The 25,179-nt window shown below is 72.1% G+C and carries 22 protein-coding genes; 9 read left to right on the top strand and 13 right to left on the bottom strand.

What is annotated here, in order from left to right:
• Positions 1-25: 25 nt before the first annotated feature.
• The gene (locus tag MBA17_RS02450; protein ID WP_238494546.1) at positions 26-973 is read right to left on the bottom strand and encodes an excalibur calcium-binding domain-containing protein; all 948 of its coding nucleotides are present in this window, start codon (positions 971-973) and stop codon (positions 26-28) included.
• A 193-nt stretch (positions 974-1,166) separates the two neighbouring features.
• Here MBA17_RS02450 and ald point away from each other — a divergent pair, with 193 nt between their 5' ends.
• Positions 1,167-2,282: an alanine dehydrogenase gene (gene ald, locus MBA17_RS02445; protein ID WP_238494545.1), complete on the top strand. Its 1,116-nt coding sequence runs from the start codon at positions 1,167-1,169 to the stop codon at positions 2,280-2,282.
• 144 nt (positions 2,283-2,426) lie between these two features.
• Here the strand turns inward: ald and MBA17_RS02440 are convergent, their stop codons facing one another.
• Positions 2,427-3,161, bottom strand: a complete 735-nt coding sequence (locus tag MBA17_RS02440) for a DUF3105 domain-containing protein (protein ID WP_238494544.1) — start codon at positions 3,159-3,161, stop codon at positions 2,427-2,429.
• A 122-nt stretch (positions 3,162-3,283) separates the two neighbouring features.
• Between MBA17_RS02440 and MBA17_RS02435 the strand changes: the two genes are divergently transcribed.
• The 4 genes from MBA17_RS02435 to MBA17_RS02420 all read left to right on the top strand — a co-directional run bounded on the left by MBA17_RS02435 (position 3,284) and on the right by MBA17_RS02420 (position 7,320).
• The gene (locus MBA17_RS02435; protein ID WP_238494543.1) at positions 3,284-3,934 is read left to right on the top strand and encodes a DUF305 domain-containing protein; all 651 of its coding nucleotides are present in this window, start codon (positions 3,284-3,286) and stop codon (positions 3,932-3,934) included.
• A gap of 78 nt (positions 3,935-4,012) precedes the next feature.
• Positions 4,013-4,309 carry a DUF3467 domain-containing protein gene (locus MBA17_RS02430; RefSeq protein ID WP_238494542.1) on the top strand — a complete coding sequence of 99 codons (297 nt, stop codon included), beginning with the start codon at positions 4,013-4,015 and terminating at the stop codon, positions 4,307-4,309.
• A 2-nt stretch (positions 4,310-4,311) separates the two neighbouring features.
• Positions 4,312-5,721, top strand: a complete 1,410-nt coding sequence (locus MBA17_RS02425; protein WP_238494541.1) for a phytoene desaturase family protein — start codon at positions 4,312-4,314, stop codon at positions 5,719-5,721.
• Between the two features lie 225 nt (positions 5,722-5,946).
• Entirely contained in the window at positions 5,947-7,320 is a 1,374-nt protein-coding gene (locus tag MBA17_RS02420; protein WP_238494540.1) for an MFS transporter, read from the top strand.
• Positions 7,321-7,624: 304 nt separating this feature from the next.
• On the opposite strand, the gene MBA17_RS02415 is transcribed toward MBA17_RS02420, so the two are convergent.
• The 3 genes from MBA17_RS02415 to MBA17_RS02405 are packed head-to-tail and all read right to left on the bottom strand — an operon-like array spanning position 7,625 to position 11,411.
• The gene (locus tag MBA17_RS02415) at positions 7,625-8,680 is read right to left on the bottom strand and encodes a threonine aldolase family protein (protein WP_238494539.1); all 1,056 of its coding nucleotides are present in this window, start codon (positions 8,678-8,680) and stop codon (positions 7,625-7,627) included.
• Positions 8,677-9,360, bottom strand: coding sequence for an SDR family NAD(P)-dependent oxidoreductase (locus MBA17_RS02410; protein WP_238494538.1), 684 nt, complete (start codon positions 9,358-9,360; stop codon positions 8,677-8,679). The genes MBA17_RS02415 and MBA17_RS02410 overlap by 4 nt, the downstream gene beginning before the upstream one ends.
• Entirely contained in the window at positions 9,357-11,411 is a 2,055-nt protein-coding gene (locus tag MBA17_RS02405; RefSeq protein WP_238494537.1) for a DUF6421 family protein, read from the bottom strand. Before MBA17_RS02405 ends, MBA17_RS02410 begins: the two co-directional genes overlap by 4 nt.
• Before the next feature lie 151 nt (positions 11,412-11,562).
• On the opposite strand from MBA17_RS02405, the gene MBA17_RS02400 reads away from it, so the two are divergent.
• Together MBA17_RS02400 and MBA17_RS02395 are read left to right on the top strand one after the other, a co-directional pair.
• The gene (locus tag MBA17_RS02400; protein WP_238494536.1) at positions 11,563-13,785 is read left to right on the top strand and encodes a hydantoinase/oxoprolinase family protein; all 2,223 of its coding nucleotides are present in this window, start codon (positions 11,563-11,565) and stop codon (positions 13,783-13,785) included.
• Positions 13,782-15,461, top strand: coding sequence for a hydantoinase B/oxoprolinase family protein (locus tag MBA17_RS02395; protein ID WP_238494535.1), 1,680 nt, complete (start codon positions 13,782-13,784; stop codon positions 15,459-15,461). Before MBA17_RS02400 ends, MBA17_RS02395 begins: the two co-directional genes overlap by 4 nt.
• Before the next feature lie 181 nt (positions 15,462-15,642).
• On the opposite strand, the gene MBA17_RS02390 is transcribed toward MBA17_RS02395, so the two are convergent.
• The 8 genes from MBA17_RS02390 to MBA17_RS02355 form a co-directional block, all read right to left on the bottom strand.
• Positions 15,643-16,491: an adenosylcobinamide amidohydrolase gene (locus tag MBA17_RS02390; protein ID WP_238494534.1), complete on the bottom strand. Its 849-nt coding sequence runs from the start codon at positions 16,489-16,491 to the stop codon at positions 15,643-15,645.
• Complete coding sequence (locus MBA17_RS02385; RefSeq protein ID WP_238494533.1) at positions 16,488-17,267, bottom strand: ABC transporter ATP-binding protein; 780 nt, start codon at positions 17,265-17,267, stop codon at positions 16,488-16,490. Before MBA17_RS02385 ends, MBA17_RS02390 begins: the two co-directional genes overlap by 4 nt.
• On the bottom strand, positions 17,264-18,334 hold the full coding sequence (locus MBA17_RS02380) for a FecCD family ABC transporter permease (protein ID WP_238494532.1): 1,071 nt from the start codon (positions 18,332-18,334) through the stop codon (positions 17,264-17,266). The genes MBA17_RS02385 and MBA17_RS02380 overlap by 4 nt, the downstream gene beginning before the upstream one ends.
• A gap of 25 nt (positions 18,335-18,359) precedes the next feature.
• Positions 18,360-19,319, bottom strand: a complete 960-nt coding sequence (locus tag MBA17_RS02375; protein WP_238494531.1) for an ABC transporter substrate-binding protein — start codon at positions 19,317-19,319, stop codon at positions 18,360-18,362.
• 313 nt (positions 19,320-19,632) lie between these two features.
• The gene (locus MBA17_RS02370) at positions 19,633-20,532 is read right to left on the bottom strand and encodes a Gfo/Idh/MocA family protein (protein WP_238494530.1); all 900 of its coding nucleotides are present in this window, start codon (positions 20,530-20,532) and stop codon (positions 19,633-19,635) included.
• Between the two features lie 10 nt (positions 20,533-20,542).
• Entirely contained in the window at positions 20,543-21,736 is a 1,194-nt protein-coding gene (locus MBA17_RS50190; protein WP_238494529.1) for a cytochrome P450, read from the bottom strand.
• The gene (locus MBA17_RS02360) at positions 21,733-22,701 is read right to left on the bottom strand and encodes a phosphotriesterase family protein (protein ID WP_238494528.1); all 969 of its coding nucleotides are present in this window, start codon (positions 22,699-22,701) and stop codon (positions 21,733-21,735) included. The genes MBA17_RS50190 and MBA17_RS02360 overlap by 4 nt, the downstream gene beginning before the upstream one ends.
• Entirely contained in the window at positions 22,694-23,473 is a 780-nt protein-coding gene (locus MBA17_RS02355) for a phytanoyl-CoA dioxygenase family protein (protein ID WP_238494527.1), read from the bottom strand. Before MBA17_RS02355 ends, MBA17_RS02360 begins: the two co-directional genes overlap by 8 nt.
• A gap of 93 nt (positions 23,474-23,566) precedes the next feature.
• Between MBA17_RS02355 and MBA17_RS02350 the strand changes: the two genes are divergently transcribed.
• Positions 23,567-24,481, top strand: a complete 915-nt coding sequence (locus MBA17_RS02350) for a TIGR03621 family F420-dependent LLM class oxidoreductase (protein WP_238494526.1) — start codon at positions 23,567-23,569, stop codon at positions 24,479-24,481.
• Between the two features lie 69 nt (positions 24,482-24,550).
• Positions 24,551-25,141, top strand: a complete 591-nt coding sequence (locus tag MBA17_RS02345; protein ID WP_238494525.1) for a histidine phosphatase family protein — start codon at positions 24,551-24,553, stop codon at positions 25,139-25,141.
• Positions 25,142-25,179 lie beyond the last annotated feature (38 nt).

Raw genomic sequence — 25,179 nt, 5'->3', positions numbered from 1 at the left:
GGCGATGGGGGTGCGCGCTGCCCGGTCAGCGGGGCGGGGCGGGCCGGTTGAGCTCGTCGGCGTCGCAGGCCACGCCGTCCTTGTCGTTGTCCGGGTAGTAGGCGTACTCCGGGTGGCTCTCCTTGAAGTAGGGGCCGTAGCCGGCGTCGGTGGCCTCTTTACAGGACGGGAATTTGGGATCGGCACCCTGGGGGTTGCCGATCGCGGCGGGAGCGGAGGGGGAGGTGGACGGGGTACCGGTGGACGAGGTACCGGTGGACGGAGCCGAGGTGCCGGTGCCCGCGTCGGACGGTGAGGTGACCGGAGGGCTCACCGGGCCCGTGGGCGGCGCGGAGGTGTCCGTGGAGCCGGAGACGGCGGGCGGCGCGGGCGTGCTGGGCACCGGCTGGGTGCCGCCCAGCAGCCGGGCCACCAGGCCGTCGGCCACCTCCTTGGAGAAGGAGCCGGTGATGCTCAGGCTGTCCACGCTGATCGCCTGAGCGACCGTGGGGGCCGCCACGACCTTCTCGGCCACCACGACGGCGATCTGTTTCTTGACCTCCTCCTGGGTCAGCGCGCCGATCTGCTCCCTGAACGGCGCGGGCAGCGCCACCCTGACGGCGTAGGTGCCGTTCCCCTCCCTGATCGACTCGATCTTCTGCACCGAAGTCACGTTGATGCCGGCCGCCACGACGTAACAGGTCGTGCCGGCCTCGTCGAGCACGGCCTGCACGCCCGGGCACGGCGCCGCCTGCGTCGCGGTCACCGGGGCGAAGTGGATGGGGGCGGGCAGCCGGTGCGGGAGGGTCCCACCGGGAAGCGTGTCGGGGTTACGCGTCATCAGGACGGCCACCGTGCCGAGCACCCCGGTGATCACGACGACCAGGACCAGCGCGACGGCCAGCAGGGCGGTGGTGATCCGGCTCGCCCGCGGCTGGCCGGGCTCCGCGGGAGTCGGCCCGGGCTTCTCTCCCGCAACCGGCTGCTTTTCCATCGGTAACCCCAAATCCTGATGATGTTCGCGGGTGAGCCTACCGATCCGCGGTACTACCCGGAAACCCGCGAGTCAGCAGGGTTGGTTCTTAACAAATTGTCACCAAGATCCAGCGATTCAAGCCAATCTGCGCGTGGCCCACGGGGCTGCGGGAACGGAGAGTGAAGGAAAAGCGCCGACCCGAGGAGAAATCGTGAGGATCGGAGTCCCCCGAGAGGTGAAGAACAACGAGTATCGCGTCGCGCTCACCCCTGCGGGCGCACACGAACTCGTACGCCATGGGCACCACGTCTTCATCGAGCGCGAGGCGGGAGTGGGGTCCGCCATTCTCGACGTCGACTTCGAGGCCGCCGGCGCGACGATCCTGCCCACCGCCGAGGAGGTGTGGGCCAGGGCCGAGCTGATCCTGAAGGTGAAGGAGCCGATCCCCGGGGAGTACCCCCTGATGCGCAAGGGCCAGGTGCTGTTCACCTACCTGCACCTGGCGGCGTCCGCCGGGTGCACGAAGGCCATGCTCGACTCCGGGATCACCGGCATCGCCTACGAGACGGTGCAGACGGCCAACGGGTTCCTGCCGCTGCTCGCGCCGATGTCCGAGGTCGCCGGGCGGCTCGCCCCGCAGGTGGGCGCCTACCACCTGATGCGTCAGGGCGGCGGGCGCGGCGTGCTCATGGGCGGGGTGTCCGGCGTGCACGCGGCGCGGGTGGTGGTGATCGGCGCGGGGGTCTCGGGCATGAACGCCGCGGCGATCGCGCTCGGCATGCAGTCCGAGGTGCTCCTGCTCGACCGGAACATCGACCGGCTGCGCCAGGCCGACATCATCTACCAGGGGCACTGCCAGACCATCGCGTCCAACGCCTACGAGGTCGAGCGGGCCGTACTGGAGGCCGACCTGGTGATCGGGGCGGTGCTGGTCCCCGGCGCGCGGGCCCCCAAGCTGATCACCAACGAGCTGGTCTCGCGGATGCGGCCGGGCTCCGTGCTGGTGGACATCTCCATCGACCAGGGCGGCTGCTTCGAGGACTCGCGTCCGACGACGCACGCCGACCCGATCTACCGGGTGCACGACTCGGTCTTCTACTGCGTCGCCAACATGCCCGGCGCGGTGCCGCACACCTCGACGTACGCGCTGACGAACGTGACCGTGCCGTACGCGCTGTCGATCGCCGACCTCGGCTGGCGGGAGGCGCTCGCCGCGGACCCGGCGCTGGCCCGCGGCCTCAACACCCACGAGGGTCACCTCGCCAACCGGCCCGTGGCCGAGGCGCACGGGCTGGCGGCGATCTCCGTGGAACAGTTGCTCGTCTGAGCCGCGGAACCGATCGGGAGGCTCCTGAGCGCGGCGCCGGGGCCGGGGGGCGGCGTTCTCCGCCGCCCGGTCGTCGGTGGCGTTCCCCCGCCGTTCCGCCGCTCAGCGGCGGAGGCGGGCGGCGTTCCCGGCTGCCGCGGCGCCTCAGGAGCCGGCGGTCGGCGTGGCACTCGGCTCGGCGGCGCCGGTCTCGGACGGCGCGGGGCTGCCGGTCGCACTCGGCTCGGCGGTGCCGGTCGGGGACGGCGCCGCGTCCGGGATCGGGCTCTGCGCCGCGGTCGCGTCGGTGCCGCCGGTGCAGGGAGCCCCGAACTCGGGGGTCGTCTGCGGGTTGTTCTTGTACTTGGAGATGAAGCGCGGCAGCCTCGGGTCGTCCGCGCCCGTGAGCTTGAGCTGGTTGTTCCAGGAACTGGCCACGACCGGGGCGGGCAGCCCGGGGTAGGGGCTCAGCAGCACGAGGTCGGCGCCGGCCACCTCCTGTAGCTGCTCGACCTGGGCCTTGGGCAGGTCAGGTCGGTACGTGATCCACACCGCGCCGTGTTCCATCGAGTGGACGGCGTTCTCGTTGTTCAACGGCTCCTGATAGATGCCGCAGTTCTGCCATTTGGAGTTGTGCTCACCGCCGACCGGCGGCTGCTCCGCATAAGTGATCTTGGTTTCCTTGTGGACGCTGCCGGGGTACTTCGTCGTCGTCACCGCGTCCAGCGAGCTCTGCGAACGCTGGTTGATCAGGTAGAACCCCACCAATCCGACGAGCACGACGATGACGAGCCCGCCCACGCCCCACATCAGCAGAGAGGCACGACGCTCTTTGCGTTTCTGGTCGGCGCGCATCTTCGCGAGATTCTCGCGCCTGGCCTGCGCCCTGTCCTTGGTCATCGTTCCTCCATCGGTGGCCCTGAACGGGGTCACCCTATGCCCTATGGGCGTATAGGGAGAATAAGGCGTCGACCACGCGCTTTACGCCTTCAACCCGAGATCATAGGTACTCTGGGCATACGATGGACATCTCTCAGGAAAGGTCAAGGCGGCGGCCCCTCGTCCTCGCGCTGGGCACGATGGTGGTGATCGCCGCAGTGGTCCTGCTGATCGTCGGGAGGACCACCACACCGGCCGACGCGTCGGCCGAAGCCGGATTCTCCCGTGACATGGCGGTGCACCACGCCCAGGCGGTCGAGATGGCCTTCGTCGTGCGCGACGCCACCGGCGACGAGACGGTGCGGTCACTGGCCTACGACATCATCGTCACCCAGACCGCGCAGCGGGGCGTCTTCATGGGCTGGCTCCAGCAGTGGGAACTCAACCAGTCATCGACACGCCCCGTGATGGCCTGGATGGCCGGGCACGGCGGCCACGCCGCGGGCCGGACCGCCGGCTCGGGCGCCGCGATGCCCGGCATGGCCTCCGACGCGGAACTCGAACGGCTGAGGCAGGCGGAGGGCAAGGACGCCGAGATCCTGTTCCTCCAGCTCATGACCCGCCACCACGAGGGCGGCGTGGAGATGGCGGACGGGCTGCTCCGGCTGTCCGACCGCCAGGAGGTCGCCACCATGGCACGCCATATCAGCAACGGTCAGAGCGGCGAGATCAAGCTGATGACCGGGATGCTCCAGCAACGCGGCGCCAAGCCGTACCCCTCCATCCTGAACTGACGCCCGGCGCGCCGACCACGCGCGGCACCGCCGGGCAGGGCAGCATGGAGCCAACCCCCCGTGCCGTAGGAGACGAAAGTGAACGAAGAGCCGGAAAGCCATCTCGAGGTGAGCATCTCAGCCGAGGTGGAAGCCGGGCAGTACGCCAACTTCGCCTCCGTCTGGCACACCCGGGATGGCTTCGTCCTCGACTTCGCGGTGATCACAAGGCCACCACAGCTCGCCGACGATCCCCAGTCCGGACAGCGCATCGTCAGCGTGCCGACCCGGATCGTCAGCCGCATCCGGCTTCCTCCCAGCCAGGTCTTCGAGCTGATGAAGGCGCTGGAGCAGCAGCTCACCGCTTACGAGAAGGAAACCGGCCGGAAGGTTTGAGGGTGCGCGGGGGCGACGGGTTCGACGCGGTGGTGGTCGGTTCCGGGCCCAACGGCCTGGTCGGGGCGCTGACGCTCGCCGCGGCGGGCAGGCGGGTGCTGGTCGTCGAGGCCGGGGAAAGGTTCGGCGGCGGGCTGCGCACCGAGGAGCTGACCCTGCCCGGTCACCGGCACGACGTGTGCGCCGCCGTGCTGCCGCTCGCGCTGGCCTCGCCCGCCTTCCGGGAACTGGCCCTGGAGGTGGACTTCCGCCATCCGCCCGTCCCCGCCGCGCACCCGCTCGACGACGGCCCCGCCGTGCTGATCCACCGCGAGGCCGGCCGTACCGCCGCCGGGCTCGGTGCGGACGGCGTCGCCTGGCTGGAGACGGTCGGCGCGACCGCGCGCGCCGGGTTCCCGCTGATCGACACCCTGCTCGCCCCGCTCGGCGTGCCGCAGGCGCCGCTGTCCGCCGTCCGGTTCGGGCCGCAGGCGTTGCTGCCCGTCTCCGTGCTGGCCCGCGCCTTCCGTACGGCCGGCGCCCGCGCCGCGCTCGCCGGGATGGCCGCCCACTCGATGCTCGACCTGCGCTCGCCCCTCTCCAGCGGTTACGGCCTGGTGCTCGCCGCGCTCGCCCACCTGGTCGGCTGGCCGGTCGTGCGCGGCGGTTCGCAGGGGCTGGCCGACGCCATGGTCTCCCGGCTGCGCGGGCTCGGCGGCGAACTGGTGAGCGGCACCCGGATCGGCGACCTGCGGGAACTGCCGCGCGCGGAGATCGTCCTGCTCGACGTGACGCCCCGGCAGTTCCTGGCGATGGCGGGGCCGCGGCTGCCCGCCGGTTACCGGCGCAGGCTGGAGCGGTTCCGTTACGGACCGGGGGTGTTCAAGATGGACTGGGCGCTGGCCGGTCCGGTGCCGTGGCGGGATGCCGCCGTGCGGGACGCGGGCACCGTGCATCTGGGCGGCACGCTGGAGGAGATCGCGCTCAGCGAGGCGGAGGTCGCCGCGGGCCGCCATCCCCGCCGGCCGTACGTGCTGCTCGTGCAGCCCGGTGCGGCCGACGCGAGCCGCGCGCCGGCGGGTGGGCACACGCTGTGGGCCTACTGCCACGTGCCGAACGGGTCGCCGCTGGACATGAGCGAGCGGATCGAGACGCAGATCGAACGGTTCGCGCCCGGCTTCCGCGACCTGGTGCTGGCACGGGCCGGGCGGGGGCCCGCCGAGTTGGAGCGGCACAACGCCAACCTGGTCGGCGGCGACATCGGCGCCGGGCTGGCCGGCCTCGGCCAGTTCGTCAGGCCCGTGCTGTCGCCCCGACCGTGGCGGACCCCGCTGCGCGGCGTCTATCTGTGCTCGGCGAGCACGCCGCCGGGAAGCGGAGTGCACGGGATGGGCGGCCGTCAGGCGGCCCGCCTCGCCCTCGCCTCCCACTGAGCGCCCCCTGGTCCTCAAGGCCCTTCGGCACAACGGCTGACGAGTTGGCTGGGTCCGCTCCGTGGTGAACGAGTAGGTGGCGGCGCCCTTGAGTGGGCGCCGTCGTCGAGCTTGCCGAGCTCGGATTCGCACGTTGACATATACCCCCAGCCGGTATATAACACTCTCGGATGAATACCCCTAGGGGGTATATGTGGTGACTGCGGTTGCCGAGAGGAGACGGACATGGGATTGTTCGCGATTCGCGACTACCGGCGGCTGTTCAGCGCTCAAGTCATCGCGTTGTTCGGTACCGGTTTGGCTACCGTCGCGCTGGGGCTGCTCGCGTACGAGCTCGCAGGTCCGCGTGCCGGTGCGGTTCTCGCCACCGCGCTGACGATCAAGATGGTCGCGTACGTGGTCGTTGCACCGCTCGCGGCCGCGTACGTCGATCGGCTGCCCAGACGTTGGTTTCTCACGATCCTCGACGTGGTGCGCGCTCTGGTGGTGATCGCGCTGCCGTTCGTCACCGAGGTGTGGCACATCTACGTCCTGATCGGGGTTCTCCAGACCGCGTCGGCGGCATTCACCCCGACGTTTCAGGCGGTCATCCCCGACATCGTGACCGAGGAGGCCGACTACACCCGCGCCCTGTCCGCATCGCAGGTGGCCTACACCATGGAGAGCCTGTTGAGCCCCGTACTCGCGGCTGTGGCGCTCACCTTCATGTCGTTCAACCTGCTGTTCCTCGGTACCTCCGTCGGGTTCGCCGTGTCCGCGCTGCTGGTCCTGTCCACGCGCATCCCCAACGCGCGCCCCAGCTCGCACACGAACGCCTGGGACCGGGCCGTGGCGGGGATCCGCACTTTCGCGGCCACCCCGAGTCTGCGCGGCGTCATGGCACTGAACCTCGTGGTCGCCGCCGTCGGCTCCATCGTGGTCGTCAACACCGTGAACTACGTCCGCGACGTTCTCGGCGGAGCCCAATCCGACGTGGCCTGGGTGCTCGCCGCGTCCGGAACGGGGACGCTGCTGGTGGCCCTCGTCCTCCCGCGCGTCCTGGACCGGGTGGCGGACCGGTTCGTGATGCTGATCGGTGCCGCCGTGCTGGTGTTCGCGGTCGGCACGGCGGTCACGATGTCCGCGGCGGGCGTCGCCGCATCACTGCCGACCGGGGTGATCTGGGTGGCGATCGGCGGCGGGATGGCGCTGATCATCACGCCGACCGGGCGGGTGCTTCGCCGGGCGGTCGCTCCCACCGGAATTCCCGAGGTCTTCGCCGCCCAGTTCTCGCTGTCCCACCTGGCCTGGCTGGTCACCTATCCCATCGCCGGATGGGTCGCCACGCACGCGGGCTTCACGACCACCTGGACCATACTGGCGGGCCTGGCGGTAATCGGAGCCATCACGGCACTGGCGGTCTGGCCGCGCGACGAGCAGGTCGAGGTCGGAGGGCGTACGGCAGTGGCGGTCCAGCCACACATCAGGAAGGCCGAGGCCGGAGGCCGCGCCGCGGTGGCGGTCGCTTCCGCCAGGACCGAAGTCGCCACCCGGGAAGCCGCAGAGGCTGCGGAGGGCACACTCGCGGCAGGCCAGTGCGCCTGCGTTCGCACCGTCTGAGATCGCCGGCCCACACCGCGTAGACGACGACGCATGTGCGTGGCCGATACCGGAACGGGAGCTTCGTCCGCCCCCATGAGCGTCGGATCAGCGGGTCCGCTGTGGCAGCAGGTGGCGGCGGCGTGCTGTTGCCCGCACTCCTCCTGCTGGTGCTCCTGAGTGGCGGCGGTTCGAGCTCGACGGGCTCGTCGGAGCAGGCTCCGGCGTCCGTCGGCGTGGTGGCCTCACCCAGTAGGCCATCACGCCGACGGCAGGCCCGCCCTCCTGGGCGGGGCCTGACGCGGGCCGCCGATCGGCGCGGCGGCTAGCGCATCTCCTCCGCGATGGCCGCGGCGAAGGCGTCGACGTCGGCCTCGGTGGTGTCGAAGGCGCACATCCAGCGGACCTCGCCGGTCGACTCGTCCCAGGTGTAGAAACGGAAGCGCTTCTGCAGCCGGACCGTGACGTCCTTCGGCAGTACGGCGAAGACCGCGTTGGCCTCCACCGGGCGTGGCACCTCCACACCGGGGATGTCGCGCACGGCCGCCGCCAGCCGCGCGGCCATCGCGTTGGCCCGCCTGGCGTTGCGCAGCCACAGGTCGCCGGCGAGCAGCGCCTCGAACTGCGCGGAGACGAACCGCATCTTGGAGGAGAGCTGCATGGCGGTCTTGCGGATGTACTCCACGCCGCGCGCCGCCTCGGGGTTGAGCACGACCACGGCCTCGCCGTACAGCAGTCCGGCCTTGGTGCCGCCGAAGGAGAGCACGTCCACGCCCGCGTCGGTGGTCAGCGCCCGCAGCGGCACGTCGAGGGCCGCCGCCGCGTTGGTGACGCGCGCGCCGTCGAGGTGGACCAACAGGCCCAGCTGGTGGGCGTGGTCGCAGACGGCCTTGATCTCCTGCGGCGTATAGACGGTGCCGAGCTCGGTGGCGTTGGAGATCGAGACGACCTTCGGCTGCGCCCGGTGCGGGTCGCCGAATCCCCATGCCTGCCTGTCGATCAGCTCGGGGGTCAGTTTGCCGCCGGGAGCGGGCACGGTGAGGAGCTTGAGCCCGCCCGTCACCTCGGGCGCGCCGCCCTCGTCGGTGTGGATGTGCGCGCTCTCCGCGCAGATGACCGCCTCCCACGACGCGCACATCGCGCGCAGGCCCACCACGTTGGCGGCGGTCCCGTTGAAGACCGGCCACACCTGGGCGGCGGGGCCGAGGTGGGCGCGGAAGACCTCCTGCAACGCCTCGGTGTAGACGTCGTCGCCGTAGGCGATCTGGTGTCCCTCGTTGGCGAGCACGATCGCCTGGAGGATCTCCGGATGCACCCCCGCGTAGTTGTCGCTGGCGAATCCCTTCGCCGCCGGGTCGTGGCGGCGTCGCGCCTGAGTCACTTGGTGAGGTCCAATCGTCGGCCGTTGACGTCTGCGGCGGGCGCGTCCCACAGTCGTGCGACCGCCTCTGCCAGGGTATTCACGTCGGTGAACCCGGCGAACGCGGCCTCCGGCCGCTCGGCCCGCATGCCGTCGTGCACCAGGGCCTTGACCACCAGGATCGTCGCGGCCGAGCCGGTGCCGGCCAGCGAGTCGGCCAGCGCGAGGGTCCACGCCTCGGCGGCGGCCTTGGCCGCGCCGTACGCCGCGTTGCCCTGGGTGGGCGACTGCGCGGCGGTCGCGGACACGATCGCGAACCGGCCGTCGGCGCTCTCGGCCAGCAGCGGCTCGAAGGCGAGTGAGACGTGTTGCAGGGTGCGGATCAACAGGTCGTGCAGCAGCTCCCAGTCTTCCAGCGAGGTGTCGGCGAAGGTCTTGGAACCGCGCCAGCCGCCCACCAGATGGATGACGCCGTCGACCCTGCCGTGTCGGGCGGCGACCTCGCGGGCCAGGTCGCCGACGACGTGGGGCTGGAGCAGGTCGGCCACGACGTTCTCGACGCCGGGGGTGTCGGCCTGTGGCCGGGCGTCGACGGCGACCACGGTGGCCCCGGAGGCGGCGAGACGGCGCACGACCGCCTGCCCCGCCGGGCCGCCGGACCCCGTGACGACGATGACCTTACCGCTGGCCGAGCTGCTCATCCGCGGATCCCCTTCGTGGCTTCGACGACGTCACCGAGCTTACGGCGCAGCGCCTCGTAGAACATGCTGAGCGGGAACTCGTCGGGGAGCACGGCGTCCACGACCTCCTTGGGGAACCCTTCGACGGGCAGTGCGTCCACCCCGCGATTCCACACCGAGGCCGGGTGCGGTTCCACGTAGTTCGACACAAGAGCGTAGGCAGCGAGCCAGTGGGCCAGTTTGGACCGGTCGATCCCGTCCCGGTACAGCTTCTCCACCTCACCGCGCAGATCGGCGATGCCGCCGGCGACCCGCGCCCAGTCGATGGTGAGCCGGTTGTCGGTCCACCTGACGATGTCGTTGCGGTGCAGGTAGGCGAAGAGCAGCTGCCCGCCGAGCCCGTCGTAGTTGCGCACCCGCTGACCGGTGATCGGGAACCTGAACAGCCGGTCGAACAGTATGGCGAGCTGCACGTAGCGGGCCTGCGGCACACCCCGCGCCTCCAGCTTGACCGCCTCCCCGAACGCGGTCAGGTCACAACGCAGCTCCTCCAGGGAGTACAGCCAGTACGGCATGCGCTGCTTGATCATGAACGGGTCGAACGGCAGGTCGCCGTGGCTGTGCGTGCGATCGTGCACCAGGTCCCACAGCACGAAGGTGTCCTGGGCCAGCTCCTGGCAGGCCAGCAGGCGCTCGGCGTCCGGCGGCAGGGCCAGTTTGAGCGTGTCGGCGGCGGCCCTGCCGACCTGGCGGAACCGGGCCGCCTCGCGGTCGCAGAAGATGCCGCCCCAGGTGAAGCGTTCCGGGGCCGAGCGGACCGCGACCGTCTCGGGGAACAGCACCGCGGAGTTGGTGTCGTAGCCGGCGGTGAAGTCCTCGAAGGCGATCGGCACGAACATCGGGTTGTCGTAGCCGGAACGTTCCAGCTCGGCCAGCCAGCCGGGCCAGACCGTGCGGATCCAGACGGCTTCGAGGGTGCGCCCCGGGTTGCCGTTCTGGGTGTACATCGGGAAGACGACCAGGTGTTCCAGGCCGTCCACGCGCTGCGCGTCGGGGTGGAAGGCGTTCAGCGAGTCGAGGAAGTCGGGCACGCCGAGTCCTTCGTCGGCCCACCTGCCGAGGTCGGCGACGACGGCGTCGAGGTAGGCGCGGTCGTGCGGGAAGCGCGGGGCCAGCCCGGCGACCTGGCCGGCGATGGTCCTGACCAGCTCGGCGGCGCGTTCGTTGCCGGTCTCCACCGACCCGTCCTTGGCCTGGAGCGGGCGCAGCTCCTCGACGGTCGCCTTGAGCGCGGCGAAGCCGGGGTCGGGGTCGCGCCGCGCGCCTGTGTGCTCGGGGAGCCTGGCCGCCCAGGTCACCGTGGCGGCCAGCAGCCCGGCGTGGTCGTGGTCGTCGATCGAGTCGTCGCCGAAGAGGTCGGAGTCGGCGAAGACCACCACCCGGCCCCGGCCGTGCCGCAACGCCAGCGCCAGCGGAGCGCCGGCCGGGTCGGCGGTCGCCGAGGTCGTGAAGAGGACGGTGGCGTCCTCGGGCGCGGTCAGGGTTCCCGACCGGTAGAAGCAGGCTCGGGGCGTCCTGGCGAGGATGCCGCTCTCCCCCGGCACGCCCATCACCCAGGCGGCCACGCCGTTGTGCGCGTTGCGCGGATCCTGCACCGTGGTGTGCTCGACGCCCACTCCGAACCTGGCCAGCAACTCGGTCAGGTTGCTGCCGTACTTCTCCTGCTCGCACTCGGCGAGGACGACCAGGCCGCCGCCGGCCGCCACGTAGGACTCGATCGTGTCGAGCTCCTCCACCGGCAGCACGGGGCTGCCCAGCCCGGTGGTCCGCTCCCAGCGGTCCGCGGCGGGGTGCGCGATCACGAAGACGTCGTGCCCGGCGAGCAGGGCCGGGGTGATCGGTCCCTCGGTGTGCGCGCCCACCGTGTGGCCGAGCTCTCGCAGCACGCCGGCGGCCCGCGCGTAGCTGTTGTCGTCGGGATGCCCGGGGTTCATCGTCTCGGCGATCTCACGCCGGATGGTCCAGGACTCGCTGTGGGCCTCGTCGAACAATACTCGCGGGAAGGATGACACAAAATCTCCCTTACATGACGCCATATACCGGAAAATATACACATAACACCCCGATCGGCCAAAAGTTAATCTTCGCGCCCTTCTCTGAAGCGGAGGGCGGAGCCATCTCGTAGTGTGGACAAGCGCTTGCTCGGCACATACGCTGCCGCACGTGGAGTACGCGGTGGGGGTCGACGTCGGCGGCACCTTCACGGATGTCGTGGTGAGCGCGGGCGACGGGCGGATCACCGTCGCCAAGTGCCTGAGCACCCACGACGATCCGGCCGACGGGATCCTGCGCGGCATCGGCACCGCGCTCGCCCGCGCGGACGCCTCCCCCGGGCACGTCACCCGGGTCGTGCACGCCACGACGCTGGCCACCAACGCCGTCCTGACGCGCGGCGGCGAACGCGTCGCCTACGTGACCACGGCGGGCTTCCGGTCCGCCATCCCCCTCGGCAGGTACGCCAGGGTCGAGGAGGACCGCTACGACCTGCGCTTCGACCCTCCCCCTCCGCCCGTCGCGCCACAGGACTGCTTCGAGGTCCCCGAACGGGTCGACGCCCGCGGCGAGGTCCTGCTGCCCCTCGACGAGCCCGCCGTACGCACGGTCGCGGCCGAGATCGTACGGCGGGGCATCACGGCCGTGGCCGTCTGCCTGCTGCACTCCTACGCCAACCCCGCCCACGAGCGGCGGGTCGCGGAGATCCTTCGGGAGACGCTCCCCGGCGTGGTGGCGTCCTTCGAGATCTGGCCGGAGCTGCGCGAGTACGAGCGGGCGACCACCACCATCATGTCCGCCTACATCGGCCCGGTCATGTCCCGTTACCTGGACCGGCTCCAGGAACGGCTGCTCGCGATCGGCGTCCGCGCTCCGGTGCACGTGATGGATTCGGCCGGCGGTGTGATGTCGGCCCGGCTCGCCTCCCGCCGCGCGGTCGCCACCATCGAGTCCGGCCCGGCCGCCGGGGTGCTCGCGGCCGCCGCCGCCGGGTATCCCGACGTGATCTCCTTCGACATGGGCGGCACCACGGCCAAGACCTGCGTGATCCGCGGCGGGCGGCCCGAGATCACCCACGAGTTCCACGTCGGCGGCAAGGGCAGCTTCGGCGGGCGCCGGGCCGGCACCGGTGTGCCGATCAAGATGCCCGCCATCGACCTCGCCGAGGTCGGCGCCGGCGGCGGCAGCATCGCCTGGCTCGACGCCGCGGGGGCCCTGCGGGTCGGCCCCCGCTCCGCGGGCTCCGCCCCCGGCCCCGCCTGCTACGACCTCGGCGGCGAGGCCCCGACCGTGACCGACGCCGACCTCCTCCTCGGCTACCTCTCCCCCACCTCCTTCACCGCCCTCTGCTCCCCGAGAACCCCCGAAACCCCCGCCGAAGCCCCCGAAGCGCTCCCCTCCGGCGAACACCTGGACCCGCCTTCCCCCAGGCACCCGGACCTGCGCTTCCCAGACCACCGGGTGCCGCACGAGGGGGACCTGCGCTTCCCAGGGCACCAGGTGCCGCACGAGGGGGTCCGCCCGGAACGCCCGGACCCGCCCCAGGCGCTCTCCACCGAGCTCGCGACCAAAGCGGTCGAGCGGCATCTGGCCGGGCCGCTCGGGGTCTCGACGGCCGAGGCGGCGCATGCCGTACACGAGATCGTCAACGCGGCCATGGGCTCGGCCGTCCAGGTCGTCACCGTCCAGCGCGGCATCGACCCGCGCGGCTTCGTCCTGGTGGCCTTCGGCGGCGCGGGACCGATGCACGCGGCCAGGATCGCGGCCCGCTTCGGCATCGGCACGGTCGTCGTGCCGGCCTTCTGCGGTGTCGCCTCCGCCGCCGGCCTCCTCACCGGCGCCCTGTCCACGGACCGGGTGCGGAGCATGCTCGACGCGCCCGACCCCGAAGCCGTCTTCGCCGCGCTCACCGAGGCGGCCGCGGCCGACCTCGGCGTCTCCCCCGGCGCCCCCTCGGTGACCGTCACCCGGACGGCCGACGTCCGGTTCACCGGCCAGGCCCACGACCTCACGGTTCCCTGGACCGGCTCGCCCGCCGACCTCGCCGAACACTTCCACGCCCGCTACCGCGAGGTCTACGGCATCGCCCAGCGCGGCCCCATCGAGACCGTCGGCTACCGCGTCCGCGTGACCCACCACCCGGGCGACCGCGCCGCCGCCGTCTTCCGCGCCGACCCGCCCGCACCGACGGCCGGACCCGCCAGCCGGCCCGCCTACTTCCCCGAACTGGGCGGATACACGGAGGTTCCGGTGCTCACCAGGAGCGACCTGGCCGTCCCCGTCGAGGGACCGGCCGTCGTCGAGGACCCGGAGTCCACGATCGTGGTCCCGCCCGGCTGGCACGCGACCCGCTCCGGCGACGGCGCGGTGGTCATGCGGAGGGCGGGCGGATGAGCGACGCGCTGACCGCCGAGGTGCTGAGAAACGCCTTGGTGGTGGCCGCCGAGGAGGCGAGCATCGTGGTGGTCCGCTCGGCGTACTCGACCTTCGTGGTGGAGGGCTCCGACGCCTCGGCCGCGATCCTGGACGCCGATGCCCGGCTGATCGCGCAGTCGATGGCCACCACGCTGATGAACAGCATGGCCCTCAAGGTGGCCCTGCCGGAACTCCTGAAGGACCTCCCGGCCCCGACCATGCGACCGGGCGACGTCTTCGTGCTCAACGACGCCTACCGGGGCGGCGTGCACACCAACGACCTGCTCGTCTACCGCCCGGTGTTCGTCGAGGGCGAGCCACGCTACTTCACCGCCACCATGATCCACGTCTCTGACCTGGGCGGCCTGTCCGCCGGCGGGATGGCCCCCCTCGCCACCGACATCTTCCTGGAGGGCCTCCAGCTCCCCCCGGTACGGCTGGCCACCGAACGGGGGGTCGAGCCCGCCGTCGAGGCGATCCTGCGCGCCAACAGCCGCACCCCCGACAAGGTCATGGGCGACGTCCGCGCCCTGATCGCGGGCACCGCGGTCGCCGCGACCCGCCTCGCCGCCCTCGTCACGGAGTACGGCCCGGCCGGCCTCGCCCGGGGCATCGACGACTACCTCGACTACACCGAGGCCAGGACCAGGGCGTCGCTGGCCGATCTCCCCGACGGCCGGCACACCGCCTCGTACCTGATCGACGACGACGGCCTCGACCTCGGCGTCTCCCACACCGTCCGGGTCGCGGTGACCGTCGACGGCACGGCGGTCACCCTCGACTTCGCGGGGACCGGCCCGCAGGTCCCCGCCGCGATCAACTCCTCGGCCTCGCAGGCGCTGGCGGCGGCGGTCTTCGCGGTCCGCTGCTTCCTGGATCCGACGATCCCGATGAACGACGGCTGCCTCCGGCCGATCGACGTACGGCTGCCGCCGGGCTCGCTGCTCGACGCACGCTCGCCGTACCCCTGTGGTGGCAGGTTCGTCCCCATCTACGCGGCGATGGAGGCGATCTTCCAGGCGTTGTCGGACGCCGTGCCCGGCCGGGCCATCGCGGCCAGCGGAATCCTCCAGCCGTTCAGCATCGCCGCCTGTGACGCGCCGTACTGGATCCATCTGTCCTACGACTTCGGCGGGGTCGGCGCCCGCCAGGGCAAGGACGGGCCGGACGCGACCGGGGTGCACTTCGGGATCGGGCGGAACTCGGTGCCCCAGGTGGAGCCGGTCGAGAGCCGGTGCCCGCTGGTCGTGGAGTCGGTGGAGCTGATCCCCGACTCCGGCGGGCCCGGCCGCCACCGGGGCGGGCTCGGGTCGCGCACGGTGATCCGCTTCCTGGCCGGGGCGCACGTGACGACCCGCGGCGACCGGTTGCGCAACCCGCCTCCCGGACGCGCGGGCGGGCTGCCGGGCCGGCTCGGCGGCTTCTTCAGGCGTCGTCTCGACGGCTCCCTCGAACGTCTCGACTCCAAGGTGAACAACGTGCGGTTCGCCGCCGGGGAGGCGTTCGTCGTGGAGACTACGGGCGGCGGCGGCATCGGCCCGCCGGGGACGCGTGCCCACGAGGCGGTACTCGACGACCTCGACGCCGGGAAGATCACCCCGGCGGGAGCGGCGGCCGACTACGGGGTGACGACCCACCGGGCCACGCCGAACTGAACGGCCACCAGGGCCGCCCCCGACAACGAAGGGTGGCCGCGCCAGACCGAACGACCACCGGGACCCCGATCAGGGCGGCACGCCACCGACGGTCCACGCCGCCTCGGGCGGAGGTCGGGATCCCCGAACGGCCACCAGGACCGCGCTCAGGGCAGCAATCCGACGGTCTCCAGGGCCGCGCTCAGGGGCGGAGGTGGTGGGGGTCGTAACCGCGGCTCGCGGCGTACGCCAGCCAGTCGTCCGCGCCCCGCCGTACGGCCTGGTGGACGGCGCGCGCGACGCGGGCGCCCCAGGTGGAGCGCGGGCCGCCGAACAGTTCCGCCGGGCCGTGGCCGTGCACCGCGACGCAGACCGCGTCCGAGGCGGTGCCCGTGCACGGGAACCCCGCCTCGATGAGTGCCTGGGACTTCGCCTCGGTCACCGTCATCACGGCGTTGACCAGTGCGGCATCCGTCATCGCCACCGGCACGGCGACCATGATGTTGATCGTTCCAGGGGCGGTGGCGAGGCGTTCGGGAGCCAGTTCGGGATCGACGCCGCCCTCGGGGGCCGCGGCCCAGGTGGGCACCCGGAGGCCCACCGTGGCGGTCACCCGCACCCCGCCGTCGTCCGCCATGACGTAACGGTCGACCTGGGCCGCCGTCATCATGCCGACTCCCGCACCCGCCCACACACCCGCCACCGTGTCCAACGCCGTGTCCGCCGCCGTGTCCGATGCTGTGCCCAGCCCGGTGCCCAGCCCAGTGCCCGCCGGGGTGCCGGCTCCCGCGACCGCCGGCGCGTCCGGGCCGGTGTCCGCCGACGCGCGCGTGTGGCCCGACGGGCCCGACGGGCCCAGTTCGGTCAGGTGCGCGACCGGGTCCATCCGCGAGTAGCCGCCGGCGACCTGGGCGTTGAGCACCCACCGGCGGGGCCCGATGCCGCCGCCGAGCATCGCTGAGGAGATCATCCGCCAGCCCGGCTCGAACTCCCACAGCAGCGACCCCAGCCGCACGCCGTCCTCCACCCGATGGCTCAGCGCCGGCCTCATCGTTCTCCTCTCACCAGTTGGACCTGCGGCCTGCCGTCGGGACCGGCCTGAACCTTGACACTCGCCCCGAAATGGGTGCCGATCAACTCCTCGGTGAGCACCTGGACGGGACTGCCCGAGGCCACGGCGTGTCCCCCGGCGAGCAGCATCATGGCATCCGCGTACTGCCCGGCGAGGTTGAGGTCGTGCAGCGTGGAGATCACCGTGAGCCGGTCGGCGAGCCGCAGCCGGTCGACCAGCTCCAGGACCTGCTGCTGGTGGCCGAGGTCGAGGGCGGTGGTCGGCTCGTCGAGCAGCAGCACCCGCGCCTGCTGGGTGAGCGCGCGGGCGAGAACCACGCGCTGCCGCTCGCCGCCCGACAGGTGCCCGAGCCGTCGCGCGCCGAACGCGCCGAGGTCGAGCCGTTCCAGCACCCCCGCGGTGACGTCGCGGTCGGTCCTGCCCTCCCTGCCGAGATAGGAGATGTACGGCGTGCGACCGAGCAGGGCGTAGTCGAACACGGTCATGTCGGGCGGCAGCGCCGGTGTCTGCGGGGCGTAGGCCATCAGGCGGGCCCGTTCGCGCGGTTTGAGCCGCGCCGCGGGGACGCCGTCCACGAGGATCTCGCCCCGCGAGCCGAGCAGCCCGGCCAGGGCGCGCAGCAGCGTCGACTTGCCCGCCCCGTTCGGCCCGATCACGCTCAGCCAGCCGCCCGCGCCGACCTCCAGGCCGACGTCCGACAGCACCTCGCGCTCGTCGAGCGCGACCGAGAGGCCCTTGGCGGACAGCGCGCTCAAGTCTCCACCCGCCTGGTCACGCGGAGCACGAACACGAAGAACGGCGCGCCGACGAAGGCCGTGACGACGCCGATCGGCAGTTCGGCGGGGGCCAGTACGGTCCGCGCCACCAGGTCGGCGAGCACCAGGAAGGCCGCCCCGCCGACCAGCGAGAGCGGCAGCACGATCCGGTAGGACCCGCCCGCCAGCCTGCGCACCACGTGCGGCACCACGATGCCGACGAACGCGATGAGCCCGCTGACCGCGACCGCCGCGGCGGTGGCCAGGGAGGCGGCCAGCAGCACGACGATCCGTACCCTGCCGGCCCGCACGCCCAGGCTGACCGCCTCGTCGTCGCCGACCGACAGCACGTCGAGCATCCTCCCGTGCAGCAGCATGGTGGTGGCCGCGAGCAGGGCGTACGGCGCGATGAGCGAGAGGTCGTCCCATCCGCCGCCGACGTCGCCGAGGATCCAGGAGTAGATCCGCTGCAGCTCCTCCACCTTGAGCTGCTGCACGAACGTCTGGATCGCGGTGAGGAACGAGGTGACCGCGACCCCGGCGAGCACCAGCGTCGCGGTTCCGTCACCGCTGCGGCGGGCCGTGTGGCCCAGGGCGTAGGCGAGGAAGACGCCGCCGATCGCCCCGGCGAAGGCCGCGGCGGGCACGGCGGCCGAGCCCGCGTCACCGCCGACGAACACGATCGCCATGGTGACGGTGAGCCCGGCGCCCGCGGCCGCGCCGAGCAGGTAGGGATCGGCGAGCGGGTTGCGGAACACGCCCTGGTAGCCGGCGCCCGCGAGGGCGAGTAGCCCGCCGACGACGGCCGCGAGCAGGACCCGCGGCAACCGGAGTTCCTGGAGCAGGCCCTGTTCCACCGGGGCCAGCCCGCTGTCGGCCGACACGAGGGGAAGCCAGTCGTAGAGCTGGAGCACGACCGCCCATGGGGAGATCTCGGCCGCCCCGGCCAGCAGCCCGGCGACCATGCACCCGGCCAGCAGGACCAGCGCGCCCGCCACCCACAACGGCCGGAGCCGCGCCCCGCCGCCGGTGACGGCGGGGCGCGGCGGGGACGAGCGCGTGATCATCGGCGCTCCGGGGAGGTGCGGGAGGTCAACGGCCGGCCGCGGCCTTGTCGATCGCGGCCCCGACGGTCTCGGCGAGATCGGCGATCCTGGGTCCCCACCGCGAGGCGATGTCGTCGTCGAGGCCGATCACCTGGTCGTTCTTCACCGCCGAGAGCTTTCCCCAGCCGGGGCGCTTGGCCAGCGTGTCCCTCGACTGGCCGCAGCACTTGGTGTCGGCGAGGAAGATCAGGTCGGGGTCGGCCTTGGCGACGAACTCGGCCGACAGCTTGGGGTAGCCGCCCGCCGCGTCCGGGGCCTCGTCCGCGATGTTGGTCAGGCCGAACAGCCCGTAGATCTGGCCGATGAACGTGGCGGAGGTCGCCCCGTAGGGGGTCGTGTCCAGCTCGTGGTAGTAGGTGAGCTTCTTGTCCTTCGGCGCGGCGGCGGCGAGCTTTTCGATCTTCTCCTTCATGCCGGCGACCACCGTCGAGGCGCCCGCGGCGTTGCCGGTCGCGGCGCCGAGGTCGGTGATCTGGTCGTAGCTCTCCTCCAGCTTGGTGGCCGCGGGTTCGAGCAGCACGGGCACCTTGACCTTGCCGAGTTCGGCCACGATGCCGCCGATGTCGTTGGCGAGGACCACCAGGTCGGGCTTCTCCGCGATGATCGCCTCGGCGTTGGGCTTGAACCCGGACAGCGCCGACTTGGGGGCGTCGGCGGGGTAGGTCGACTGGTCGTCCACCGCGACGACCTGCGGGCCCGCGCCGATCGCGAACAGGGTCTCGGTCGCCGTCGGCGAGAGCGAGATGATGCGCTGGGGCCGCCCGGCGATGGCGACGGGCCCGTTGCCCGCCTCGACCGTGACGGGGAAGGCGGAGGACGTGGCGTTGGGGGGCGTGGGGGACGCCGACGCGGTGGCCGCGCTGTCTGTGGTGGTCGACTGGCCGCATCCGGCCAGCACCAGCACACCCAGCAAGGCACCCGCGAGGGCCGACTTTACGGGCCTCACGAGAGTCCTTTCAGGTTGCCGGGAACCGAGAGACCCGTATAAGAACGGACGGATCACCCTTTTCCACGAGGGCTATGACGTCGGCGCGGCATGCAGGCGACCTGGCTACGACCCCTTTTACAGCGCGGGGTCTGACAGTTGCGGGACAGCGCCGGATTCTCACCGGACTTCGCTGCACGCTGCGCGTCGGGCAAACGCTATCAATGTCCTCATGGCAGGACCGCCCCAAGGGGTGACCCGTAATCCATCCGCCGCCGCGGCGTACCCGGGCGAGGCGGGGCCGCGAGCCGGCGCGGTAGTGCGGAGCGGGAGCCTAGCCTCCCTTCGTGAGCTGCGTCTCCGCGTCGTGGATCGTCTCCTGGATCCGCAGGCCGTGGGCCGCGTCCAACGGATGGGCGCGGCCCAGCCGTACGGTCTGGGCGAACTCCTGGGCCATCCGGGAGAAGACCGCGTCGTCGCTGAGGGCGGACCGGTCGACGGCGGCGACGCCGTGCTCGCCGTACACGGTGACCCCGGCGTGGCCGGTCACCGGGGCGCTCAGGCACAGCGACATCTCGCTCAGCGCGCCGCTGTCGTGTTCGAGCAGCAGACCGGCCCAGCCGAGCACGTTGCCGCGGGCCACGACCCCGACGACCTTGCCGAGCGCGGCGTCGACCAGGTCGATCATGTGCGGGCCCACGTCGAGGATGGCGCCCCGGTCGAGCCGCCACGGCGTGGCGAAGGGCGACTCCGGCCGCAGCGAGTTGGAGACGTAGGCGGCGTGCCCGCCGAACGGTTTCAGGGTGCCCGCCAGGTCGAGGAAGTCACGCACCCCGTCGGCGTACCGCCACGAGAACACCATCTGGGTGAGCACCCCCGCGTCGCGGACCGCGTCGACGACCGCCCGCGCCCCCGCCAGGTCGGCGGCCAGCGGCTTCTCCAGCAGCAGGTGCTTGCCCGCCCGCGCGGCCCGCACCGCCAGCTCGGCCTGTACGGCGGGCGGCACGGCGAAGGCGACGGCCTCACAGGTGTCGAACAGGTCCTCCAGCCGTTCGTGAACGGGCACCCCGAAACCGGCCGCGGCTTCGGGCCGCCTCGCCCACACCCCGGCCAGCCGCGTGTGGGGCCCCGCCGCGAGCACGGGCGCGTGCACCTGGGACGCCCATGGTCCCGCCCCCACAAGTCCCACCGACACCGGTTCCATGGCGTTCTCCTTCAGGTCGCGTCCTGTCACGACCCTAGAGTTACCACTCCACGTGCAGGGCGGTCAGGCCGCGTCCGACGATCGACCGGCGGTACTCCACCGGCCGCCCGGGGGCGAGGCGCAGCCCCGGCAGGCGGCTGCCGAGCACGTCGAGGGCGGTGCGGAGCTGGAGGCGGCCGAGCGCGGCGCCGACGCAGAAGTGCACGCCGTAACCGAGGGTGAGGTGGGCGTCGGCGTTCGGCCGGTCGATGTCGAACCGTTCGGGGTCGGGGAAGACCGTCTCGTCGTGCGCCGCCGAGTCGGTAGCCAGCAGGCACAGCGCCCCGGCGGGGATGGTCACGCCGTGCAGTTCGATGTCGGTGGTGGCGTAGCGGAAGGAGCCGAGGCTGGCGCCGTCGATCCGCATGCACTCCTCCACCGCGTTCTGGATTCTGCCGGGCGGGACCGGCCAGCCGTCCTCGCGCAGCAGCCGCAGGACGCTGTTGCCCAGTTGGTTGGGGACGGTGTCGTTGCCGCCGAGCAGAATCGTGGAGATCAGCTCGACGACCTCGCGGTGGGACAGTTCGCCGCCGATGTGCCCGGCCATCAGGGAGGTGAAGTCGTCACGGGGGTCGGCCCGGCGCGAGGCGACCAGGTCGTCAACGTATGCCAGATATTCCAGGAAACTATGGGCCAGCTCCAGTTGCCGCTCCTCCGGCTGGGGCGACAGGAAGAGCTGGAACCAGTTCTTCACATGGTCCTTGACGAACCCCTCGTCGCTCTCGGGCAGGCCGATGAACCCGGCCGACAGCCGCACCGAGGGCAGGTGGGCGATCTCCGCCACCAGGTCCGCCCGCCCATCGGGCAGCACCCGGTCCAGCACCTCCTCGTTGAGCGCGCGGAAGCGCCGCTCCAGGGCGATCACCGCGCGCGGCGTGAACGCGCGCGAGACCGAGCGCCGCAGCCGCGTGTGCACGGGCGGGTCCACGTTCGCCATGAAGCTCGACAGGAACGACCCGTGCTCGCCGAGCACCCGCGTGGTCTCCGCCGCCAGGCTCCGCGAGATCGTCAGCGATCCCTGCGAGGAGAACCTGGCCGGATCCCCGTAGGCGGCCCGGACGTCCTCGTATCTGGTCAGCACGTAGGCGCCGAGGTGCTCGCTGTGGAAGACCGGCCGCTCCCGCCGCAGCGTGCGCAGGAAGTCGTACGGCGCGGCGACGTGCCAGCTCGCGCCGACGTCGAAGTCTGTGGTCACTTGGCGCTCCCTGCGAAGATCGTGCGCGGGTTCCCGACGAGCATCTGGTGGATCTGTTCCTCGGTGACGCCGCGTCTGCGCAGCTCGGGCAGGACGTCACGGGAGATGTGCAGCAGGTGGTAGTTCGGGTGGCGGCGCCGTACGACGTCGGGGTCGAAGCGGTCGTTGAAGCAGTAGGAGTCGTGGCCGAGCACCATCCGTCCGGCGTGGCCGCGCTCGGCGAGGGCGGCCACGGTGGCGACGCGTGACTCGAAGGAGCTGATGGTCTCGATGCCGAAACGGTCCATCCCCAGGTAGGAGCCGTTGCGGAGGAGGTCCTGGAGATAGCCGAGGTCCGTCGAGTCGCCCGCGTGGCCGATGATCACGCTGGTGAGGTCGACGCCCAGGGAGGCGAGGAGTTCCTGTTGCGCCAGGCCGCCCCTGGAGGCGCTGTGCGAGTGCGTGGAGATCGGCGCGCCGGTCTCCAGGTGGGCTTCGGCGACCGCGCGGAAGACCCGCTCGCAGCCCGCCGTCATGCCCAGGTGGTCGGAGGCGCACTTGAGGATCGCGGCCTTCACCCCGGTTCGCCCGATCCCCTCGGCGATGTCCCTGACGAAGAACTCCGCGAGCCGGTCGGGCCCGCCGAACAGGCTGCCCGGCCCCCGGTTGCCGAAGTACGGCGGCAGCGCGTCGTAGGTGTAGAGCCCGGTGGCGGCCACGATGTTCACCCTGGTCAGCTCGGCCACCCGCTGCACGGCGGGCACGAAGCGGCCCAGTCCGACGACCGTCAGATCGACGATCGTGTCGATGCCGTGGTCCTTCAGACTCTCCAGCCGGGCGGCGGCCTCCCCGGCCCGCCGTTCGAGGTCCCACCCTTCGGGGACGTCGGGCCAGTTCCAGAGGATCTCCGGGCTGAGCCCGAAGACGTGCTCGTGCATCAGTGTGGCGCCGAGGTCCCGCACCCGGCCGGCGACCGTCTCAGGCATGCGGCACCACGGGGAACCTCGGATGGTCGAAGGGCCGGTTCACGACCAGCCCCAGCCCGTCGGTCTGGCCGTACGGCGTGCCGGTGTAGAGGGCGTCGGCGTCGAAGTAGGTGGCCGTGAACGACAGCCGCGCGGCGTCCCGGCGGTTGGCGGGCGCACCGTGCACGGTCAGCGCGTGGTGCACGGTCGCGTCGCCCGCGGCGAGGTCGAGCGGCGGCGACACCTCCAGGTCCCCGAGCCACGGGTGCTGGCTGAGCTGGTCGTCGCCCGCCCTGGTGAAGGAGCGGCCGAGAATCCCCTGCCGGTGCGAGCCGGTGTAGAACCGCAGCGATCCCATGTCGGCGGGCACGTCGCCGAGCGCGAGCCAGACCGTCAGCATGGCCGAGCGGTCCATCGGCATCCACGGGAAGTCCTGGTGGAACTCGGTCGCCCCGTGGCCGCCTCCCGGCTCCTTGATCAGCAGGTTCGTCACCTGGATCCGGACCCCGGTCACGCCGCGCAGCAGCCGGGTCGCGCCGCGGCCCAGCGCGGGGCTGTGCGCGAGCGCGTGGAACAGCGGGTCGCCGTCCGCGATGTCACGCGACTGGCCGAACGCCTGGTCCACCAGGGTCCTGCGGCTTCGCGTGCGCTCGGCCAGGTGCTCCTTCGCCCTGTCTTCGAGCAGGGTCACGTGGGCCGGGTCGACCAGCCGCGGCAGATGCGCCCAGCCGTGTTCGGTGAAGAAGGCGGCCTCGTCGTCCGTCACGTCGCGGACCCGGATGCTGTCGGCCATGAGCCGAGTGTGCCACTCGAACAAGCGCTTGGTCCACTGGTGTTTTCCGGCGGCGGCTGCCATCGTGTTGACCAAGCGCTTGGGAGGTATCAGGTGAGACGTCCCTTCAGGTTCGCCGCGGTGGTACGGCTGGCCGAGTCGGGCCGGGCGTGGGCGGAGCGGGCCAGGCGGCTGGAGGATTCGGGATTCGACGTGCTGCTGGTGCCCGATCATCTGGTCGGGCCCAGGTTCGGGCCGATCGCCGCGATGACGGCCGCCGCGTGCGCGACCACCCGGCTCAAGGTCGGCACGCTGGTCTTCGCCAACGACTACCGGCATCCGGCGCTGCTGGCCAAGGAGGCGGCGACGATCGACCTGCTGTCCGACGGGCGGCTGGAGTTGGGACTGGGCACCGGGTGGATGGCCGCCGACTACGCCGCCGCCGGCCTGCCGTTCGATCCGCCGGGGCCCAGGGTCGCCCGGCTGGCGGAGGCGATCACCGTACTCAAGGGGCTGTGGGCCGGTGGGCCCTTCACCTTCCGCGGCGAGCACTACCAGGTGACCGAGCTGGACCAGCACCCGCGGCCGGTCGGCCGCCCGCATCCCCGGCTGCTGCTCGGCGGCGGCGGCCCGCGCATGCTCGGGCTCGCCGCGCGCGAGGCCGACGTGATCAATCTCGGCATGCGGGTCCGGGCCGACGGCACCGGCCCCGACGGAAGCGACGGCGGCCTCGCGGCGTTCCTGGCGAAGATCGAGACCGTCCGGACGGCCGCCGGAGCCCGCTACGACCGGATCGAACTGGGCACCAGCGTCCAGCAGGTCGGCGAGCGCAGGGAACGCGCCTCGTGGAGCGCCGCCGACGACTCCCGCCAGGAGGACACCCCCCAGGTGCTGCTCGGCACGACCGACGACATCACCGCCAAGCTCCGCCACTGGCGCGACACCCACGACCTCTCCTACTACGTCCTCCACAACGAGCGTGACCTGCGCGCCTTCACCCCCGTCGCACAGTCCCTCAGCGGGGTCTGACCCGTCCCGCCCGTTCGGACGCACCCCGTGCCGCCGCTCGGCGCCGGCGGTCGGGGATGATGGTGGGTGATGGACGACATGATGTTGCTTCGGCACGGCGAGACCGAGTGGAGCCGGGACGGCCGTCACACCGGCCTGACCGACATCCCGCTGACCGCGCGGGGCGAGGGACAGGCCAGGGCGCTCGCGCCGCTGGTCGGCGACCGCCGGTTCGGCACGGTCCTGGTCAGCCCCGCCCAGCGGGCCGCCCGGACGGCGGAACTGGCCGGGTTCACCGAGTACGACACCGACGCCGACCTGTGGGAATGGGATTACGGCGGCTACGAGGGCGTCACCACCCGGCAGATCCGCGTCAACCGCCCCGGCTGGTACCTCTGGCGCGACGGCGTCATCCCCGGCGACGCCGACCACCCGGGCGAGTCGGCCGCGGACGTCGGCGAACGCGCGGACAAGGTCATCGCCAGGGCCCGCGCCTGCGACGGCACGGTCGCGCTCGTCGCCCACGGCCACTTCCTCCGCGTCCTCGCCGCCCGCTGGCTCGGCCTGCCCCCGACGGACGGCCGCCTGCTCCGCCTCGACACCGGCACCTACAGCGCCCTCGGCTTCGAACACGCCAATCCGGTGATCCTGCACTGGAACTCCCCCGTGCCCGGCCGCTGAGCGGCGAACCAGGACCCGCGCCGCTGCGTACCTCCCGG

Source organism: Dolomitihabitans soli (genome assembly GCF_022213955.1).
GTDB lineage: Bacteria > Actinomycetota > Actinomycetes > Streptosporangiales > Streptosporangiaceae > Streptosporangium_A > Streptosporangium_A soli.
The sequence above is the reverse complement of the archived record's forward strand: the minus strand, read 5'-3'. Positions and strand labels throughout refer to the sequence as shown.